The 685-nt window shown below is 66.7% G+C and carries 1 rRNA gene; it reads right to left on the bottom strand.

Features of this window, described 5'->3' with window-relative positions:
* Window positions 1-534: 534 nt before the first annotated feature.
* Window positions 535-651: ribosomal RNA gene (rrf, locus tag ACIRPK_RS22670) — 5S ribosomal RNA — on the bottom strand.
* Between the last annotated feature and the right edge of the window lie 34 nt (window positions 652-685).

Genomic DNA, 685 nt, shown 5'->3' with positions numbered 1-685 from the left:
CACCGGAGGGGCGGCCACCACGGTCATCACGGTTGCCATAGGACGGGCGGTCGCCCGAGGGGCGGCCACCACGGTCATCACGGTTGCCATACGAGGGGCGGTCACCGGAGGGACGGCCACCACGGTCATCACGGTTGCCATACGAGGGGCGGTCGCCCGAGGGGCGGCCACCACGGTCATCACGGTTGCCATACGACGGACGGTCACCCGACGGCCGGCCACCACGGTCGTTGGAGAAACCCCCACGCGACCGGGGCTCGTAGCCGCGGCCGTCGTCCGATCGTCGGTCGGGACGGTCCTGGGGAGGGTTCGACATCGTGGTGACTCCTTCTGCTTCTTCTGCTCGACCGCGCGGCCAGGGCGACGATGACGTCGCCCGGTGCGGTGTGGTGGGGCCCGCGTGGCCACACACCAGCTCCATTGTCCGGCATCCGGCCACCATCCGCTTTCGGGCAGTGGCCTGAGGTGCTTCGGGAAAAACAAAAAAGGCCGTTGGCCCCAGCGAATCGCTGGGGCCAACGGCCTTGAATACTTGTTCGGCGGCGTCCTACTCTCCCACAGGGTCCCCCCTGCAGTACCATCGGCGCTACGAGGCTTAGCTTCCGGGTTCGGAATGTAACCGGGCGTTTCCCTCGTGCTATGACCACCGAAACCCTATGAAACTGTATGACCGCACCACACCCGT

This window comes from Kitasatospora sp. NPDC101801 (assembly GCF_044766665.1).
In the GTDB taxonomy this organism is placed as follows: domain Bacteria; phylum Actinomycetota; class Actinomycetes; order Streptomycetales; family Streptomycetaceae; genus Kitasatospora.
Note: the sequence above shows the minus strand (reverse complement) of the source record. Positions and strands in the feature narration are given on the sequence as shown.